Here is a 13,150-nt window from a genome sequence, read left to right as displayed (position 1 = left end):
GTCTCAGGAGATGGGGAGACGAGGTCGGGGCTGGAGACGCCCGAGATCCCGGCTTCCGCCGGGATGATGCCGGAGATGCGCGTCACGGCTTCCACTCCAGGAAGCGCGCCAGCAGCGCCAGCCCATAGGCCTGGCTCTTCTCGGGGTGGAACTGGACGCCAACGATGTTGTCGCGACCGACGGCGGCGGTGATCGGGCCGCCATGGTCGGTCGTGGCGAGGCGCTCGGTCGGCTCGGCGACGTCGAAGACATAGCTGTGCAGATAATAGGCCTCGCCGGGCACGATCAGCGGGTGATCGCCCGCTGGCACGACGTCATTCCAGCCCATGTGCGGCACCTTGCAGCCGGGCGCGGGCGTCATCAGCCGCACGTCGCCGCCGATCCAGCCGAGCCCGGGAGTGCGGCCATGCTCGTGCCCCGCATCGGCGAGGAGCTGCATGCCGACGCAGACGCCGAGGAAGGGAGCGCCGCGGTCCTTCACCGCCGCCTCCATCGCGGCGACCATGCCGGGAATCGCGGTCAATCCGCCCATGCAGGCGGCGAAGGCGCCGACGCCGGGCAGCACGATCCGGTCGGCGCGGGCGACGATGTCGGGATCGGCGGTGACGGTCGGCGCGCCGCCGGCCGCCTTCAGCGCATTCTCCACCGAGCGCAGGTTGCCCGCGCCATAGTCGATCAGTGCGATCGCCGCCGCCGCTTTCGCTGGCACCTCAGAGCATCCCCTTGGTCGACGGAATCGAATCGGCCTTGCGCGGATCGATTTCCACCGCGGTGCGCAGCGCGCGAGCCAAGCCCTTGTAGCAGCTCTCGACGATGTGATGCTGATTGGTGCCGTAGAGATTCTCGACGTGCAGGGTGATGCCCGCCGCCTGCGCGAAGCTCTGGAACCAGTGCTCGATCAGCTCGGTGTCCCATTCGCCCAGGCGCGGGCCCTTGAGGTCGACCTTCCACACCGTCCACGGCCGCCCCGATATGTCGAGCGCGACGCGGGTCAGCGTCTCGTCCATCGGCGCATAGGCATGGCCGTAGCGGGTGATGCCCTTCTTGTCGCCGAGGGCCTTGGCCAGCGCCTCGCCGATCGCGATGCCGCTGTCCTCGGTGGTGTGGTGCTGGTCGATGTGGAGGTCGCCGTCGATCTTCACGGTCAGGTCGATCAGCGAGTGGCGCGACAGCTGCTCGAGCATATGGTCGAGGAAGCCGATGCCGGTCGCGACGCTGTAGACGCCGGTGCCGTCGAGGTTCAGCTCGACCGCGATCGCGGTCTCGCTGGTGTTGCGCGTGATCGATGCGGTCCGCATGGCGGCCCCCTGATTCCCTATGGCCTGTCCCGTGCACCTGTGGCAAAACCCACACACGGGTCGGCGCCGCTATAGCGAGGTTGCGCCGCGCTGCAACGCACGACTTGACCCGGCGGGGTCGAGCGTCCACCAAAGCGCCATGAGCGACCAAGCGCCCGACAGCCTGATTCCCTATGACGAGATCGTCCAGGAGGCGCTCCGCGCCGTGGTCGGCCGGGTGCTGGGCGAGGTCGAGAAGGCGGGCGGCCTGCCCGGCGACCATCATTTCTACATCACCTTCAAGACCCAGGGCCAGGGCGTCGACATCCCCAAGCATCTGGTGGAGCGCTTCCCCGACGAGATGACGATCGTCATCCAGAATCGCTTCTGGGACCTGAAGGTGCGTCCCGACGGTTTCGAGGTCGGCCTGTCGTTCAACCAGGTCCCGGCCCGGCTCGTGATTCCCTTCGCGGCGGTGACCGGCTTCGTCGATCCGGCGGTCAACTTCGCGCTCCAGTTCCAGGCGCAGGCCGACGATGCGATCGAGGACACCGGCCACAGCTTCGCCGGCAACGACGCCCCCTCGCCGCCGCCCGCGCCGGTCGAGGACGGGTCGAACGTCGTCTCGGTCGACTTCACGCGCAAGAAGTAGGCGCGTTTCCATTTGCGAGACTCGTCATGCCAGCGCAGGCTGGCATCCATGTCTCTCGCCCTTCTCGGATGCCGTCGCGGGTGACGAGAGACATGGACCCCTGCCTTCGGCCAGAGGCCGAAGTTTATCCCGAGCGCCTGCCTTGCAGGCAGGCGAGGGGCAGGGGTGACCCATATTGGCTGTAGCCACGCTGAGCCCGAGGATTGTCATGTCTACCGACACCCGCACCGAAACCGACAGCTTCGGCCCGATCGAAGTCCCCGCCTCGGCCTATTGGGGCGCGCAGACCCAGCGCTCGATCGAGAATTTCCCGTTCGGTCCCCAAGAGCGGATGCCGATCGACATCGTCCATGCCCTGGCGCTGGTGAAGCGGGCGGCGGCGCGGGTGAATCGCAAGCACGGGCTCGACCCGAAGCTCGCCGACGCGATCGAGGCGGCGGCGGCCGAGGTGGTCGAGGGCCGGCTCGACGACCAGTTCCCGCTGGTCATCTGGCAGACCGGATCGGGCACCCAGTCGAACATGAACGTCAACGAGGTGATCGCCGGCCGCGCCAACGAACTGCTGACCGGCGTGCGTGGCGGCAAGAGCCCGGTCCACCCCAACGACCATGTCAACATGGGCCAGTCGTCGAACGACAGCTTTCCGACCGCGCTCCACATCGCCGCCGCGCTCGCCGTCCATCGCCGGCTCTATCCGGCGCTGGAGGCGATGCAGGAGGAGCTGATCGCCAAGGCGCTGGCGTGGGACGACATCGTCAAGATCGGCCGCACCCATCTGCAGGACGCGACCCCGCTGACGCTGGGCCAGGAATTCTCGGGCTATGCCGCGCAGCTCATCGCCAGCCGCAAGCGACTGGAGGGCGCGGTCAACGGCGGTATTCTCAAGCTCGCGCAGGGCGGCACGGCGGTCGGCACCGGGCTCAACGCCGCGCCAGGCTTCGCCGAGGACGTCGCTGCCGAGATCGCGGCGCTCGCCGGCCTGCCCTTCGTCACCGCGCCCAACAAATTCGAGGCGCTGGCCTCGAACGATCCGCTCGTCCACCTGTCGGGCACGCTCGGCACCCTCGCGGTCGCGCTCACCAAGATCGCCAACGATATCCGCCTGCTCGGATCGGGCCCGCGATCGGGGCTGGGCGAGTTGATCCTGCCCGAGAACGAGCCCGGCAGCTCGATCATGCCCGGCAAGGTCAACCCGACCCAGTGCGAGATGCTGACGATGGTATCGGCGCAGGTGATCGGCAACCACCAGGCGGTGACGATCGGCGGGCTGCAGGGCCATCTCGAGCTCAACGTGTTCAAGCCGTTGATCGGCGCGGGAGTCCTGCGTTCGATCGCGCTGCTCGCCACGGGCATGGAGAGTTTCACCCAGCGCGCGCTCGCGGGCATGGAGCCCGACCGCGCCCGTATCGACGACCTGGTCGGCCGCTCGCTGATGCTGGTCACCGCGCTCGCGCCCGAGATCGGCTACGACAATGCCGCGAAGATCGCCAAGCACGCCCATCACGAGGGGCTGACCCTCAAGCAGGCGGGCCTCGCCCTCGGCCTGATCGACGAGGCGACCTTCAACCGGGTGGTGCGCCCCGAGACGATGGTCGGGCGGTAAATCTCAACGGCGGGGAGGGGAACTTCCCCGCATCCCGCGCGCTTCTTTCGGTGAACCAGTGTATCAGGGACATATCGGCATGATCGGCAAGCTCATCGGCGCCTTCATCGGCCACAGGATCGACCGCCGCGACGGCGAGGGCGGGGTGAAGGGCGCGGTGCTTGGCGCCGCCGCCGCGAGCGTCGTCCGCCGCGCCGGGCCGATCGGCCTGCTGCTCGGCGGCGCCTATGTCGCCAAGAAGGCGCTCGACCGGCGCAAGGCCGATCGCGGCGCGGAGAAAGGCCCGCCGCCGCCGGCCGCTAGAGCCTGATCGTCTGAGGCGGAAGCGCTCTGCGCTTCCGCCAATGGCGTGAATCAGGCTCTCTTCAAAATGTTGGGACCTTGATTCACGTTTCAGGCTGATTCGGCCTGAAACGATCAAGGTCCAGCATCTGATTTTGCCGGCGGCGCAGGATTGACGCGGCGCCCCTGTCCGGGGCAAGTGCCGCCATGGCCCATATCACGCTCAAGCGCCGCGGCGTCCTGTTCGTCCTCTCCTCGCCCTCGGGCGCCGGCAAGTCCACCATCGCACGCCGCCTGCTCGCTTCCGACGACAATCTGAAGATGTCGGTCTCGGCAACCACCCGGCCGATGCGCCCCGGCGAGGTCGACGGCGTCGACTATCATTTCGTCGATCTCGAAAAATTCCGCGACATGGTGTCGAACCACGAGTTCCTCGAATGGGCGCACGTGTTCAACCATCGCTACGGATCGCCCGCCCAGCCGATCGACGCGATGCTCAGCGACGGGCGCGACGTGCTGTTCGACATCGACTGGCAAGGTGCGCAGCAGCTCTACCAGACCTGTGGCGGCGACGTGGTGCGCGTATTCATCCTGCCGCCGTCGATGGTCGAGCTCGAGGACCGGCTGCGCAAGCGCGCCACCGACAGCGAGGAGGTGATCGTCGGCCGGATGCAGCGCGCCGCGGCCGAGGTCAGCCACTGGGATGGCTACGACTATGTGCTGATCAACGACGACGTCGACCGTTGCTTCGCCGAGGTCCAGCACATCCTCCAGGCCGAACGCCTCAAGCGCAGCCGCCAGACCGGCCTGATCGGGTTCATCCGGAAGCTGACCACCCCTGCGGGGTAGTTTTTTGTTTGGGCCTCAGGCGCCGGCGTGCGCATCCGCGCACTTGGCTATCCTCGCATAAGCTCGGGCGGCCGTTCGGCCTTGCGGGACGCTGCGCGTCCCGTTCGCCGAGTCCGTTCCTGAATATCGCGGGAAAATCTCCGGCGTCCAAGGACTAAACGACACATCCCATCGCAGTATTGCTTGCACGGAACGATCTTTGGCCTAGCCTCCCGGGTTTGGATTGACGGGAGGGCCCGCATGGCCAGGACCTTGACTGGCGGTATCGTCGCCGGTGTCGCGCTCTATCTGATCGGCTTCGTCTTCTGGGGCACGCCGCTCAGCCAGCTTGCCTTCAACCGGCTCGAACAGCCGCAGTCGGCGGCGATCCAGCAGGCGCTTGCCGAGACCCTGACGGCGAGCGGGACCGGCACCTATTCGATCCCGGCGACCGGGACGGCGGTGGGCGATATCGCCTTCGCGCGCGGGCCGGTCGCGGTCGTCCATTTCAACACCGGCGGATTCCCGGTGGTCGACAGCGGATCGCTCGGCACCGGCTTCATCCTCGCGCTGGTGACCGGCCTGATCATCGCCGCGGCGATGGGCGTGGTCGGCTCGCGGATCGCCGACTTCGCCGGCCGCGCGCAGGTCGCCATCCTGTTCGCGCTGGCGGCGACGCTCTATCTCGATATCGGCCAGCCGATCTTCAACCATTTCGGCTTCGGCTACTGGATCTACCTGTTCGTCAGCGACTTCGTCGGCCTGGCCGCCGCTGGCCTGATCATCGCCCGCTGGTTCCTTCCGCGCGGCGGGATATTGAGCTGAACCGCTAAGCCAGCAATCCCAACAACCGTGCCGCCGCCTTGAAGTCGGCGCGGCGGTTTTCGCGGGCTTCGGTGGCGAGGGCATCCTCGCCCCATTGCTCGGCCTGCCACATCTCATCGAGATGCGCTGCGGCGAAGGCCTTTTCGGCGTCGATTCGGCCTTCGACCACCGCCAGCGCAATCACCAGCGAGCCGGCGATGGTGACGAGCGGCTGGAGCGCGGCGAGGTGGAAGGCATCATGCGCGGCGACCGCCGCCGCCAGCCGCTGCACCGTCTCGTCGGGCTGGCGGCGGTGGACGATGCCCGCAACCGTCTCGAAATGGACGTCGTAGCGGCCGCGCGCCCAGTCGAGCAGCGGGTCCCAGATCGCCGCCTGGCGTGCGACCAGCGGCGCCGGGCCGTCGGCGCGGTAGCAGAGCAGGTCGGTCTCGGCATAGGCGGCGAGGCCTTGGGCGAAGGCGGCAGGGTCGGGTGCGATCCGGTCGATCGCGGCGTTGGCGAGACCGGTCAGCGGCATCCGGCGCGGATCGATCTCCTCGGTCTGCGCATCCCACTCGGCGGCGACGGCATGCGCCAGCGCCGAGGTGGGGAGGGCAAGGTCGGCGCGCGCCGGGGTCTTCACCGGACGCCCGTCGAGCCGGATCGCATGGCCGCCCGCGACGGGCTCCACCGACACCTGCTTGTAGAATCGCTTCATGGCTGCGCCGATAGCGCGAGTCGGAGGATCTCGGGAAGCTGGTCGGGCCGGTCGGCGACGAAATCGGCGCCCTCGTCGAACAGCTCACGGGGGGTGTGATAGCCCCAGGCGACGCCGATCGTCGCACAGCCTGCATTGACCCCCATGCCGATGTCGAAGCTGGTGTCGCCGATCATCACGCTGGTCGCCGGGATCGCGCCGGCGTCGGCCATCGCCTGGATGATCATCGACGGATGCGGCTTGGACGGGTGGCGGTCGGCGGTCTGGAGCGAGACGAACAGGCCGTGGATGCCGTGCGTCTCGAGGCAATGGTGGAGCCCGCGATCGGACTTGCCGGTCGCCACCGCGAGCAGCCAGCCGTCCGCGTCGAGTGCGCGCAGCGTCTCGGCGACGCCGGGGAACAGCGGCTCGTCGACCTCGCCCGCGCCGCGCATCGCCTGGAAGGCGCGCTTGTAGGTCTCGCCGACCCGGACGTGCAGGTCATGGTCGGCGTCGGGCAGCAGCACCGCGACCGCCTGGGTCAGGTTGAGGCCGACGACGCGGCGCACCGCCGGGGCATCGGGCTCCGGCAGCTTCTCGATCGCGAAGGCCTCGGCCATCGCGCGGCAGATATTGGCCTGGCTGTCGACCAGCGTGCCGTCGCAGTCGAAGATGGCGAGGCGGTTGGGCCCCGAGGCGAAGCCGCTCATCCCCGGCTGCGTCCGCGCCGCTCGCCGCGCCGCGCCTTGCGCGCGTCCTTCGCCTTGGCGGCCTGCGCGCGGCGCTTGCCCTCGGCGGTCTCGGAGAATTTGACCTCGTCGATCGGCAGATCGCCCTCGGCCTCGTCGAAACCCAGGTTGCGCAGCGAATCGGCGATGTGCTCGGGCAGCTCGGCGACCACGTCGAGCGTGCCGCCGTCGGGATGGTCGACCCGCAGGCGGCGGGCGTGAAGGTGCATCTTGCGGCTGATCGTGCCCGAGAGGAAGGCTTCGGCCCCGCCATATTTGCCGTCGCCGACGATCGGATGGCCGATCGCGGCAAGATGGACGCGGAGCTGATGGGTGCGCCCGGTATAGGGTTGCAGCTCGACCCAGCAGGCGCGGTTGCCGGCGCGCTCGATCACGCGATAGCGGGTCCGCGCCGGGCTGCCCTCCTTCTCGTCGACGTGCATCTTTTCGCCGCCGGTGCCCGGCTGCTTTGCGATCGGAAGCTCGATCATGCCGTCGTCGATCGACGGCACGCCGGTCGCGATCGCCCAATAGATCTTGCGCGCGGTGCGGCTGCTGAACGCCTTGGCGAAATGCGCGGCGGCGCGCGAGGTGCGGGCGAGCAGCAGCACCCCGGACGTGTCCTTGTCGAGCCGGTGGACCAGCTTGGGCCGGCTCTCCGCGTCGAACTGGAGCGCGTCGAGCAGCCGGTCGACATGGACCTCGGTCTTGGTGCCGCCCTGGGTGGCCAGGCCGGGCGGCTTGTTGATCACGATCGCCTGCCGGTCCTGGTGGATCACCAGGCTGCGCGCGAAGGCGATCTCCTCCTCGGTCAGCGGCGCGCGGGAGCGGGCGGGGCGCTGCGCCTTGGCGGCGGTCGCCGCCGCGGCGATCTCGGCCGGGGGCAGGCGGATGATCTGGCCCGCTTCGATCCGGTCGCCGGGGGCGGCGCGCTTGCCGTTGACCCTGAGCTGCCCGGTGCGCGCCCAGCGTGAGACGATGTTGAAGCTGGTATCGGGCATGTGACGCTTGAACCAGCGGTCCAGCCGGATGCCGTCGTCGTCGTCGCCGACCGTGAACTGGCGGCTGTCGGTCTCCCCGCTCATGCCAGCACCCGGCCGAGCGCGAGGCCCGCGAACAGCATCAGCACCGATCCCGCGACCGACGACACCGCATAGGCGCAGGCCATCGCATAGTCGCCGCGCGTCAGCATGTTGAAGGTCTCCAGCGTGAAGGCCGAGAAGGTGGTGAAACCGCCGAGCACGCCGACGCCGAGGAACAGGCGCAGCGGCTCGCCCTCGATCGGCGCGCGGGCGACCACTGCGGCGAGCACACCCATCAGCAGCCCGCCGAGCAGGTTGACGATCCAGGTGCCGAACGGGAAGGCGGGGCCGAGCTGCCGAAGCGCGACCGAGCCGATATGGTAGCGGAAGCCGGCGCCGATGGCGCCGCCGACCATGACGAGGAGAAGCGGGGGCATGCCCGCCCTTTAGCCGCTGCCGCGACCGGGCGCCAGTGCGGGCGCCTCGCCGGCCTGGAGCGGTTTACGACCTGATTGTATCGGATCGGCCGCTCCAGTTTATTGTTTGCCGCGATTTCCGAGCCGGCAGATGTTTCCACCTGCCTTGAAATCGCTCTAACGCGCGTCGGCGTCGCGGATCAGGATGGTGCCCGCCGATCCGCCCGCCGCCGGATTGATCGTGATGGTCAGGTGGTCGCCGTCGTCCTTGGTCGCGGTCATGGTCGACGCCGCGCCGACCTGCTTGACCGCGACGTCGCGGAAGTTCGCGCCGGGCGCCGCGGCGGCATAATAGGCGGCGACCTTGCCGGGATCGGCGGGGCTGGTGAAGCGCATCTCGACCACGCCGTCGCCCGCGCCGCTCTGATCGGTGACGTTGATCCCCGACAGCTTGGTACCCGGATAGAGCTTCATTCCGTCGATATCCATATGGTCGCCGCCCAGCTCCATGCCGGGGATCTTCACCTTGCCCTCGAAGCCCGGCACCGAGACCGAAACCCCTTCGGCCCCGTCCTTCGCCGCGATCGCGACATTGCCGTCGGCGCTGATCTCGACCGAGGCGCCGTCCTTCGCCCCCTCGTCCTTGCCGACCTTCATCTCGCAGGCGCCGAGCAGCAGCAACGGCACCGACAATCCCAGCACGGCTTTGCGCATCACCATTCTCCCGGGAAGTTTCCAGATCCTGACGGTGTGTTATATAGATATAACACTAGTTGCAATCCCGCGCAGCTTGGACGAAGTTGCGTCCCATGTTCAACATCATCTCGCTCGCGATCGGCATTGTCGCCCTGCTCGGCGCGATGCTCGGTTTCTTCCCCTTCCTGGGCTGGATGAACTGGGCGATCGTGCCGCTGGCGCTGATGGGCGCGGCGTTCGGCATCCTCTCCCACCGCGACAGCGGGCGGCGGCTCAACAGCTTTGTGCTGGTCGTCGGCATCGTCCGGCTGATCATCGGCGGCGGCCTGTTCTGAGCGATTCGCCGCACCGTTCCGGGGCGGCGGCCGGTGACGCCGCCCTCGCTTAACGTGTGAAATCACCGATAAACGGCGCAATTGCTTGCCGAATCGACGGGCGCGCGGCAGGCTCGAATCGGGCGATGGGGCGTCGCCGCGTGTTGGGGGGCTTTGATGACACCAGCCGAACTCGCCGCGCACCTGCCGAAGGGCAGCGTCTTCGCGGATTGCGACGATGCCGAACTGGCCGACCTGCTGTCGGTCGGCTCGCTCCAGCCGACCCGCTCGAACGAGGAGATATTGCGCCAGGGCGACGAGGGCACCTCTCTGGTCCTGATCCTCGATGGCGTGGTGCGCATCTCGCTGGTGACGCCGAACGGGCGCGAGATCATCCTCGACTATGCCGAGGCGGGCGCGGTGCTGGGCGAGATCGCGGTGCTCGACGGCCAGCCGCGTACTGCCTCGGCGACCGCGATGTGGCCGGGGCGGCTGCTCCGTATCCCGCGCGCCAGCTTCTTCGGCTTCCTCGAACGCCATCCCAAGGTGGCGGTACGGCTGCTGCGCGAGATGGCGCGCCGGCTGCGCGAGACCGACAGCACGATCGAGAGCGACCGCGCCTTCACCACCGCGCCGCGCCTCGCCCGCTACCTCAAGCGGCTCACCGACCAGAAGATGCACGGCGCCAAGCTGACCCGCGACCTCAGCCAGTCCGAGCTCGGCAGCTTCGTCGGCATCAGCCGAGAGAATATCAACCGCCAGCTCGCCGCATGGGCGAGCGAGGGAGTGATCGAGCTGACCCAGGGCAAGATCCGGATCGTCGATCCCGATTATCTTACCCAGATCGCCGAGGCGGCGGACTGACCCGATAGAACTGGCACGCGACGCCCGCCGGCGCTACATCGCGGCGATGCGTCCCCCTCAGAAGACTCCGCCGGGCAAGGCCCTGCCGCCGCCGAAGCGCGGCCGCCGCCAGGCGCGCACCGCGCCCGCCGCCCCGGCCAACCCGCACCCCGCCCGCGCCGCCGCCAAGGGCGGACGCGAGCCGCAACGCATCGCCAAGCTGCTTGCGCGCGCCGGCATCGCCTCGCGCCGCGAGATCGAGCGGATGATCGCCGACGGCCGCGTCGCGATCGACGGTGCGGCGATCGACACTCCGGCGACGCTGCTCACCTCGCTCAAGGGCGTGACGGTGGACGGCAAGCCGGTGGCGGCGCCCGAGGCGACCCGCCTGTTCCTGTTCCACAAGCCCCGGGGGCTGCTCACCACCGAGCGCGATCCCAAGGGCCGGCCGACCATCTACGACCGGCTGCCCGCCGGGCTGCCGCGGGTGATGCCGGTCGGTCGGCTCGACCTCAACACCGAAGGGCTGCTGCTGCTGACCACCGACGGCGAGTTCAAGCGCCAGCTCGAACTGCCTTCGACCGGGGTCGAGCGCGTCTACCGCGCCCGCGCCTATGGCAACGTCCATCAGGAACAGCTCGAAGCGCTGATCGAGGGCGTCGAGATCGACGGCGTCCGCTACGGATCGATCGACGCGAACATGGAACGCCGCACCGGCGCCAATGTCTGGATCGAGATGAAGCTGCGCGAGGGCCGCAACCGCGAGGTGCGCCGCGTGCTCGAGCATCTCGGTCTCGAAGTGTCGCGGCTGATCCGCATCGCCTATGGCGCGTTCGAGCTCGGCGATCTCCAGCCGGGCGAGGTCGGCGAGATCGCCCAGCACCAGCTCGTCGCCTTCCGCAAGACGCTGAAGGGCGGCCGGGAATGAGGATCATCGCCGGCCAGTGGCGCGGCCGGCCGCTGATCGCGCCGCAGGGGCAGGCGACCCGGCCGACCTCTGACCGCACCCGCGAGGCGCTGTTCTCGATGCTCGCGAGTCGGCTCGGCAGCTTCGAGGGGCTGGCAGTGGCCGACGTCTGCGCCGGCACCGGCGCGCTGGGGCTGGAAGCGCTGTCGCGCGGTGCGGCCCGCTGCACCTTCGTCGAGCGCGACCGGGCGGCGGTCGAGGCGCTGCGGGCGAACATCGCCAAGCTCGGCGCCGCGGCGGAGGTCCGGACGATCGCAGCGGAAAGCTTCGCGGGCGGCGCCTATGACCTGGTGCTGATCGACCCGCCCTACGGCACCGGCCTCGGCCAGAAGGTGCTGCCCGCGATCGGGCTGGCGCCGGGCGGCTGGGCGAGCATCGAGACGGCGCGCGACGAGGCGGTGGCGGTGCCCGGCTTCACCGTGGAAGCCGAGCGGGTCCACGGCAAGGCGCGGATCACCTTGCTGCGCTCGGCGCCCTGAGCCGGCCCTACCAGCCGCGCTGCTGCTTCATCCGGCGCACCTGAGCGTCGAACACCAACTCGGCGAACTGGGCGTGCTCGACGAGCCGCAGCGCGTCGGCGGCGCAGCGCTGCTTGACCTCATCGGGCAGGGGGACGTCGGCGCCGCCGGCCTGGCCCGCCATGCACTGGATCTCGGCGGCGCGCTGGGCGGTCCAGAGCAGCATGAAGGTGGTCGGGATGTCGCGCTCACACACCGCGACGCCATGGTTGCGCAAGACGAGCACATGCTTGTCGCCGAGGCTTTCGAGCATGCGCGGCCGCTCGTCGTCATAGAGGGTGATGCCCTCGAAATCATGATAGCCGACCCGGCCGAACAGCTGCGCGCCGTAGAAGTTGTTGTGGTCGAAGCCGTCGCGCTTCATCGCCACCGCCGACAGCGCGTTGCTGTGGGTGTGCGCTACGCACATCGCGTCGGGCCGATTCTGGTGGATCACGCCATGCAGCGCGAAACCGGCCGGGTTGGCGTCATGGTTGGACGAGCAGAGCTTGTTGCCGGCAACGTCGACGACCAGCAGGTTGTCGGGGCGCACCTCGCGATAGTCGAGCCCGAACGGATTGACGAGATAATGATGGTCGGGCCCCGGCAGCCGCGCCGAGATATGGTTGAAGATCAGCTCCGACCAGCCGAAATAATCGACCAGATGGTAGAAGTCGGTGAGCTGCTGGCGAAGCCGCGCTTCGTCCGACGGAATGCTGGCCATGGCATGTTCCTCTGCTGTCCGGCGCGTGCGGCGGGGCGGCGCCGCCGATCGGGAAAAGCTATCGACCGCCGCAGCAGGGTGTCAAGGAATGCGATCGCATCAGGTCGATTTTGCGCAAAACATCATCATATTTCTAAAGCATGGCGCTCGAAATTTTCTGAAAATCCCGGAATGGCGCAAACAACTATCTTCAAGGAACCTTCGGCCTTGGACAATGCAAAGCCGTTGCATCGGCCGGGCGCCGGTCAGCAATAGTCGAGCGGCAGCGCCGTGGTCTGCTTCATCCCCTTGAGGATGATGTTCGACCGGATCGAGACGATGTCGCCGCCGACCATCAGCTTGTTCGAGATGAACTCCGAATAGCTTTCGAGATCGCGGGTTACGACGCGCAGGATATAGTCGGCATCGCCGGCGATATATTCGCACGAGGTGACTTCGGGCAGCGCGTCGACGAGCTGCTTGAAGCGCGTCTCGGTATCGGCGCCATGGTCCTTGATCTTGACGATGATGTAGGAGGAGACGTTGAGGTTGAGCCGCGGCCGGGCGAGGATGCCGGCGATCTTCTCGACATAGCCCTCGTCCTTCAGCCGCTGCAGCCGGCGCGAGCATTGCGCCGGCGACAGGTGGATCATGGTGCTGAGCTCGCTCGGGCCGATGCCGCCATTCTCCTGCACGCAGGCGAGGATCTTGCGGTCGAACCCGTCGAGCTTGCCGTTGGAGGACATGGCACGTCTTCCCCTGTTCCCAGCCTGATGAAAGCGATGTGCATCATAGGGCCAATTCATGCACGCGAGGCCGCA

General features: G+C 68.2%; 17 protein-coding genes and 1 pseudogene. 9 read left to right on the top strand and 9 right to left on the bottom strand.

The genetic code is table 11. The features are described 5' to 3' along the window. Positions 1 to 82: 82 nt before the first annotated feature. Both hisH and hisB read right to left on the bottom strand, forming a co-directional pair. Positions 83 to 709 (bottom strand): imidazole glycerol phosphate synthase subunit HisH, encoded by a 627-nt coding sequence (gene hisH / locus B5X82_RS13055; RefSeq protein ID WP_079648594.1) that lies wholly within the window; start codon positions 707 to 709, stop codon positions 83 to 85. A gap of 1 nt (position 710) precedes the next feature. Continuing rightward, positions 711 to 1,298, bottom strand: a complete 588-nt coding sequence (gene hisB, locus B5X82_RS13050) for an imidazoleglycerol-phosphate dehydratase HisB (protein ID WP_079648593.1) — start codon at positions 1,296 to 1,298, stop codon at positions 711 to 713. Between the two features lie 139 nt (positions 1,299 to 1,437). On the opposite strand from hisB, the gene B5X82_RS13045 reads away from it, so the two are divergent. The 5 genes from B5X82_RS13045 (at position 1,438) to B5X82_RS13025 (ending at position 5,467) form a co-directional block, all read left to right on the top strand. Next, the gene (locus tag B5X82_RS13045) at positions 1,438 to 1,929 is read left to right on the top strand and encodes an SspB family protein (protein ID WP_079648592.1); all 492 of its coding nucleotides are present in this window, start codon (positions 1,438 to 1,440) and stop codon (positions 1,927 to 1,929) included. 208 nt (positions 1,930 to 2,137) lie between these two features. Then, positions 2,138 to 3,532, top strand: coding sequence for a class II fumarate hydratase (fumC, locus tag B5X82_RS13040; RefSeq protein WP_079648591.1), 1,395 nt, complete (start codon positions 2,138 to 2,140; stop codon positions 3,530 to 3,532). Positions 3,533 to 3,611: 79 nt separating this feature from the next. Then, positions 3,612 to 3,842 (top strand): hypothetical protein, encoded by a 231-nt coding sequence (locus B5X82_RS13035; RefSeq protein WP_079648770.1) that lies wholly within the window; start codon positions 3,612 to 3,614, stop codon positions 3,840 to 3,842. 179 nt (positions 3,843 to 4,021) lie between these two features. Continuing rightward, positions 4,022 to 4,663 carry a guanylate kinase gene (gene gmk, locus B5X82_RS13030; protein ID WP_079648590.1) on the top strand — a complete coding sequence of 214 codons (642 nt, stop codon included), beginning with the start codon at positions 4,022 to 4,024 and terminating at the stop codon, positions 4,661 to 4,663. 240 nt (positions 4,664 to 4,903) lie between these two features. After that, on the top strand, positions 4,904 to 5,467 hold the full coding sequence (locus tag B5X82_RS13025) for a hypothetical protein (protein ID WP_079648589.1): 564 nt from the start codon (positions 4,904 to 4,906) through the stop codon (positions 5,465 to 5,467). A 4-nt stretch (positions 5,468 to 5,471) separates the two neighbouring features. On the opposite strand, the gene B5X82_RS13020 is transcribed toward B5X82_RS13025, so the two are convergent. The 5 genes from B5X82_RS13020 to B5X82_RS13000 all read right to left on the bottom strand — a co-directional run bounded on the left by B5X82_RS13020 (position 5,472) and on the right by B5X82_RS13000 (position 9,023). Then, on the bottom strand, positions 5,472 to 6,164 hold the full coding sequence (locus B5X82_RS13020; protein ID WP_079648588.1) for an ATP12 family chaperone protein: 693 nt from the start codon (positions 6,162 to 6,164) through the stop codon (positions 5,472 to 5,474). Beyond that, entirely contained in the window at positions 6,161 to 6,853 is a 693-nt protein-coding gene (locus B5X82_RS13015; RefSeq protein WP_079648587.1) for an HAD hydrolase-like protein, read from the bottom strand. Before B5X82_RS13015 ends, B5X82_RS13020 begins: the two co-directional genes overlap by 4 nt. Next, positions 6,850 to 7,956 carry an RluA family pseudouridine synthase gene (locus B5X82_RS13010; protein WP_079648586.1) on the bottom strand — a complete coding sequence of 369 codons (1,107 nt, stop codon included), beginning with the start codon at positions 7,954 to 7,956 and terminating at the stop codon, positions 6,850 to 6,852. Before B5X82_RS13010 ends, B5X82_RS13015 begins: the two co-directional genes overlap by 4 nt. Beyond that, positions 7,953 to 8,330: a fluoride efflux transporter CrcB gene (gene crcB / locus B5X82_RS13005; RefSeq protein WP_079648585.1), complete on the bottom strand. Its 378-nt coding sequence runs from the start codon at positions 8,328 to 8,330 to the stop codon at positions 7,953 to 7,955. The genes B5X82_RS13010 and crcB overlap by 4 nt, the downstream gene beginning before the upstream one ends. 156 nt (positions 8,331 to 8,486) lie before the next feature. Then, positions 8,487 to 9,023, bottom strand: coding sequence for a hypothetical protein (locus B5X82_RS13000; RefSeq protein WP_079648769.1), 537 nt, complete (start codon positions 9,021 to 9,023; stop codon positions 8,487 to 8,489). 95 nt (positions 9,024 to 9,118) lie between these two features. On the opposite strand from B5X82_RS13000, the gene B5X82_RS12995 reads away from it, so the two are divergent. The 4 genes from B5X82_RS12995 to rsmD all read left to right on the top strand — a co-directional run bounded on the left by B5X82_RS12995 (position 9,119) and on the right by rsmD (position 11,608). Further along, positions 9,119 to 9,340, top strand: coding sequence for a hypothetical protein (locus tag B5X82_RS12995; RefSeq protein WP_012048915.1), 222 nt, complete (start codon positions 9,119 to 9,121; stop codon positions 9,338 to 9,340). 156 nt (positions 9,341 to 9,496) lie between these two features. Then, on the top strand, positions 9,497 to 10,183 hold the full coding sequence (locus B5X82_RS12990; RefSeq protein ID WP_079648584.1) for a Crp/Fnr family transcriptional regulator: 687 nt from the start codon (positions 9,497 to 9,499) through the stop codon (positions 10,181 to 10,183). A 46-nt stretch (positions 10,184 to 10,229) separates the two neighbouring features. Beyond that, positions 10,230 to 11,090, top strand: coding sequence for a pseudouridine synthase (locus B5X82_RS12985; RefSeq protein ID WP_139385100.1), 861 nt, complete (start codon positions 10,230 to 10,232; stop codon positions 11,088 to 11,090). Next, positions 11,087 to 11,608 carry a 16S rRNA (guanine(966)-N(2))-methyltransferase RsmD gene (rsmD, locus tag B5X82_RS12980; protein ID WP_079648583.1) on the top strand — a complete coding sequence of 174 codons (522 nt, stop codon included), beginning with the start codon at positions 11,087 to 11,089 and terminating at the stop codon, positions 11,606 to 11,608. The genes B5X82_RS12985 and rsmD overlap by 4 nt, the downstream gene beginning before the upstream one ends. A gap of 7 nt (positions 11,609 to 11,615) precedes the next feature. Here the strand turns inward: rsmD and B5X82_RS12975 are convergent. Together B5X82_RS12975 and B5X82_RS12970 are read right to left on the bottom strand one after the other, a co-directional pair. Next, a pseudogene (locus B5X82_RS12975) lies at positions 11,616 to 12,356 on the bottom strand (class II aldolase/adducin family protein); the annotation flags it as partial. Between the two features lie 239 nt (positions 12,357 to 12,595). After that, positions 12,596 to 13,075, bottom strand: coding sequence for an Lrp/AsnC family transcriptional regulator (locus B5X82_RS12970; protein WP_079648581.1), 480 nt, complete (start codon positions 13,073 to 13,075; stop codon positions 12,596 to 12,598). Positions 13,076 to 13,150 lie beyond the last annotated feature (75 nt).

The organism is Rhizorhabdus histidinilytica (genome assembly GCF_900167915.1).
Lineage (GTDB): Bacteria > Pseudomonadota > Alphaproteobacteria > Sphingomonadales > Sphingomonadaceae > Rhizorhabdus > Rhizorhabdus histidinilytica.
This window is presented reverse-complemented; position numbering and strand designations above follow the sequence as displayed.

Bases quoted from the DNA above. Each gene is read 5' to 3' on its own strand.
- hisB (WP_079648593.1), bottom strand. From the start codon at position 1,298: ATGCGGACCGCATCGATCACGCGCAACACCAGCGAGACCGCGATCGCG.
- B5X82_RS13045 (WP_079648592.1), top strand. From the start codon at position 1,438: ATGAGCGACCAAGCGCCCGACAGCCTGATTCCCTATGACGAGATCGTC.
- fumC (WP_079648591.1), top strand. From the start codon at position 2,138: ATGTCTACCGACACCCGCACCGAAACCGACAGCTTCGGCCCGATCGAA.
- B5X82_RS13035 (WP_079648770.1), top strand. From the start codon at position 3,612: ATGATCGGCAAGCTCATCGGCGCCTTCATCGGCCACAGGATCGACCGC.
- gmk (WP_079648590.1), top strand. From the start codon at position 4,022: ATGGCCCATATCACGCTCAAGCGCCGCGGCGTCCTGTTCGTCCTCTCC.
- B5X82_RS13025 (WP_079648589.1), top strand. From the start codon at position 4,904: ATGGCCAGGACCTTGACTGGCGGTATCGTCGCCGGTGTCGCGCTCTAT.
- B5X82_RS13020 (WP_079648588.1), bottom strand. From the start codon at position 6,164: ATGAAGCGATTCTACAAGCAGGTGTCGGTGGAGCCCGTCGCGGGCGGC.
- B5X82_RS13015 (WP_079648587.1), bottom strand. From the start codon at position 6,853: ATGAGCGGCTTCGCCTCGGGGCCCAACCGCCTCGCCATCTTCGACTGC.
- B5X82_RS13010 (WP_079648586.1), bottom strand. From the start codon at position 7,956: ATGAGCGGGGAGACCGACAGCCGCCAGTTCACGGTCGGCGACGACGAC.
- crcB (WP_079648585.1), bottom strand. From the start codon at position 8,330: ATGCCCCCGCTTCTCCTCGTCATGGTCGGCGGCGCCATCGGCGCCGGC.
- B5X82_RS13000 (WP_079648769.1), bottom strand. From the start codon at position 9,023: ATGCGCAAAGCCGTGCTGGGATTGTCGGTGCCGTTGCTGCTGCTCGGC.
- B5X82_RS12995 (WP_012048915.1), top strand. From the start codon at position 9,119: ATGTTCAACATCATCTCGCTCGCGATCGGCATTGTCGCCCTGCTCGGC.
- B5X82_RS12990 (WP_079648584.1), top strand. From the start codon at position 9,497: ATGACACCAGCCGAACTCGCCGCGCACCTGCCGAAGGGCAGCGTCTTC.
- B5X82_RS12985 (WP_139385100.1), top strand. From the start codon at position 10,230: ATGCGTCCCCCTCAGAAGACTCCGCCGGGCAAGGCCCTGCCGCCGCCG.
- rsmD (WP_079648583.1), top strand. From the start codon at position 11,087: ATGAGGATCATCGCCGGCCAGTGGCGCGGCCGGCCGCTGATCGCGCCG.
- B5X82_RS12970 (WP_079648581.1), bottom strand. From the start codon at position 13,075: ATGTCCTCCAACGGCAAGCTCGACGGGTTCGACCGCAAGATCCTCGCC.